The 3,218-nt window shown below is 63.3% G+C and carries 2 protein-coding genes; both read left to right on the top strand.

All coding sequences use genetic code 11. The annotated features are described in order from the left end of the window. Positions 1-2,310, top strand: a 2,310-nt coding sequence (locus MD221_RS17350; protein WP_242113406.1) for a TonB-dependent receptor domain-containing protein, incomplete at its 5' end; no start/stop codon positions are given. Between the two features lie 440 nt (positions 2,311-2,750). Next, on the top strand, positions 2,751-3,218 hold a 468-nt coding region (locus MD221_RS17345), incomplete at its 3' end, for a TonB-dependent receptor plug domain-containing protein (protein ID WP_242113404.1).

The following is a 3,218-nucleotide window of genomic DNA, read 5'->3' as shown; positions in this document are numbered from 1 at the left end:
GGCTCCAGCGCGATCGCCGGCGTGGTCAACATCATCCTGAAGAAGCATATCGACGGCACCAACCTCAACTTCCGCTTCGGCACCTATGACGAGGGCGGCGGCGGCAACGCGCGCCTGCAGCTCACCGGCGGCAAGACCTTCGGCAACCTCGACCTGACCTACGGCCTGCAGTTCAGCAAGCAGGATCCGATCTACGGATACCAGCGCGATCGCATGGACTCGACGGAGGACAACCCGAACCCGAATGCCCGTTACGGCACGCGCAACTTCCTGCGCTACGACGCCTCGCTGAACCGGAATTCCTACATCGATCCGGGCGCAGCCTGCGACGGCATCGCCAATCTCGATTCGGGCACCATCATCCGGGAATTCCGTCCCAACCAGGGCTATTACTGCGGCAGCCGCTCCGATGTCGGCCTCAGCACGATCATGAACAAGAAGCGTGACGTGAGCGGCTACCTCAACGCGAATTACGCGCTGAACGACACCACCGACCTGTACGCGACCGTGCTCGTGGGCCACAACAAGGCAGAATCCAGCTCCGGACTGCAGGCCTATCAACCCGCTTACGACTACAACTCGGTCTTCTACAACCAGAACAGCGGACTGTACGAAACCTGGCAGCGCATCTTCACACGCGAGGAAGCCGGCGGCCTGAACGCCAACAACAGCACCACGACCAGCGATTCCTACAACATCGCCATTGGCGCCAAGGGCGCGTTCGGCGCGTCGAACTGGAACTACGACGCCTTCTACAACCGCTCGCAGTACAAGGTGGAAGACAGCCAGCTGTGGATCCTGAAGGCCGCCGCCGACCGGTTCTTCGAAGGCCGCGTGCTGGGCCCGCAGCTGGGCTTCACCTCCGACGATTATCCGATCTACGCCCCCAACGAGGCCGCCTTCTACCGGCCGATCACGCCGAGCGAGTATCGCGGCATCTCCGATTTCATCCGCAGCGATTCGGAGGCCTGGACGCAGAACGTCAACGTGCAGGTGAACAATTCCGAGCTGTTCAACCTTCCGGCCGGTCCGGTCGGCTTCGCCGCCGTACTGCAGGCGGGTAACCAGTCGTGGGAAAACCCGGTCGATCCGCGCCTGTCCAATGGCGACTTCTGGGGCCGGACGGGCACGCAGGGCGCGGGCAAGCGCAGCAGCCAGGCGCTGGGCGTGGAATTCCGCGTGCCGATCCTGAGCACCCTGACCAGCAGCCTGTCGGGTCGCTACGACCATTACAGCAACAAGGGCGGCGGCTCGGATTCCGACTTCACCTACAAGGTCGGACTGGAGTTCCGTCCGGTCGAGTCACTGTTGCTTCGCGCCAACTACGCCACCGCCTTCAAGGCGCCCGACATGGGCTACACCTTCGCGGGCGAAGCGGGCTTCTTCCCCAGCGCCGGCGTGATCGACTACTACCGCTGCGCGACGGAGGATCCCGGCGTGCCGCCCGAGCAGTGCGTCTTCAGCGAGGAGAATTTCTTCGGCCGCCGCGCGGGCTCGAAGGAGCTGAAGTCGATCACGGCGAAATCCTGGGGCCTGGGCGTGGTGTGGGCCCCCAGCGCCGACTTCGACGTCAGCGCGGATTACTACAGCGTCAAGATCGACGACGAAGTGAACGATCTCAGCGTCGACACGCTGCTTCGCACCGAATCCGCCTGCCGCCTGGGCCAGCTGGACCCGGCCTCGCCGACCTGTGCCGACGCGCTTTCGCGCATAACCCGCCTGCCGGTCAATTCGCCCACGCCCAACCAGCTCGACGAGATCCGCATCAATCCGATCAACATCTCCAAGGAAGAAGTCCGCGGCATCATCTCGAAGCTGAACTACCGCTGGGAAACCGAGCAATGGGGCAAGTTCGCGCTCAATGCCACCTATAACGTCTCGCTCAAGCACGAGTCGCAGCAGTACCCGGGCGATCCCACGATCGACCTGCTGAACGATCCCTTCTACTCGTCCGAATTCCGCAACGTCGGCAGCGGTTCGCTGACCTGGATGACGGGCCCCTGGACGGCGACGGTGTACGGCATCCGCTACGGCAGTACGCCGAACTATGCCGCGCAGCTGTCGCCGGATGGCTACGCCGCGGCCAACGCGGGCAAGGTGGGCGCCTGGGTGAAGTTCAACACGAGCGTCAGCTACGACTTCAGCGACGATGTCACGGTCAGCTTCACGGTCAACAACCTGGCCAACAAGATGCCGCCGCGCGATCGGACCTGGACGGATTACCCGTACTACAACAACTTCAACTACAACCCCTATGGGCGCTCGTTCCTGCTCGAACTGAACTGGCGTCTCGGAGCCAGCACCCAGTAAGCGGCTTCATGGCCCAAGCAGCAAAGCAGACCGGCGTCGATTCGACGCCGGTTTGTTTTTGGGCGGCAGGTCCGAGAGGTATTGCACCCGGTGCTGGGATTCCGCTCAACTGGGAAAACCCCGCTGCCTGGCACGAAGACCGCGCCGGCTGAAATGTTGCTATGCAGCATTAAAAAGTGTGCCGCCGGTTGCGAAGGACTTCGGCGTCCCCGGCGCAAACTTGCGGGGAGCGTTAAGAAGTCGTAATTTCCAGGCTCAAGGCGCCTCCGGCCGTTCAGGGACGGCGCCGACAGGCGGATTTCCTGGGCAGGTGGGGCCGTTTCCGGTGCCGGGTGTCCGCCGAACGCATCTTTCAGGCAATGGACTGCCGTTGTAGCCGAATGCCGTTTCCACGGCGCGAAAGCGCATCTATCAAAAAAGCCTGGGGTAATCACAACATGATGAACAAGAAGCTTTTGTCGGCGGCGATCTGTGCCGCCCTGGTATCGCCGTTCGCCGTTGGCAGCGCACTTGCGCAAGAGCAGGGCAGTACGGAGAAGACCACCGACCTCGACAAGATCGTGGTCACCGGCTCGCTGATTCCCCAGGCCGAGATCGAGACGGCGACGCCGGTGCAGTCCATCACCGCCGAGGAGATCAAGCGCCAGGGCTTCCGCGACGTCTATGACGTGCTGCGCTCGCAGCCCATGGCCACCGGCGCGGTGCAGGATGCGCAGTTCAGCGGCTTCACCCCGGGCGCCGAGCCGATCAGCCTGCTCGGCCTGGATCCCGGCTTCACCCTGGTGCTGATCGACGGCCGCCCGATGGCCGACTACCCGCTGCTCTACAACGGCCAGAGCAATTTCGTCGACCTGGCCAGCATCCCGACCGCCATGGTCGAGCGCATCGACATCGCGCCGGGCAACCAG

Source organism: Luteimonas aquatica, from assembly GCF_022662575.1.
Taxonomy (GTDB): Bacteria; Pseudomonadota; Gammaproteobacteria; order Xanthomonadales; family Xanthomonadaceae; genus Luteimonas; species Luteimonas aquatica.
Note: the sequence above shows the minus strand (reverse complement) of the source record. Positions and strands in the feature narration are given on the sequence as shown.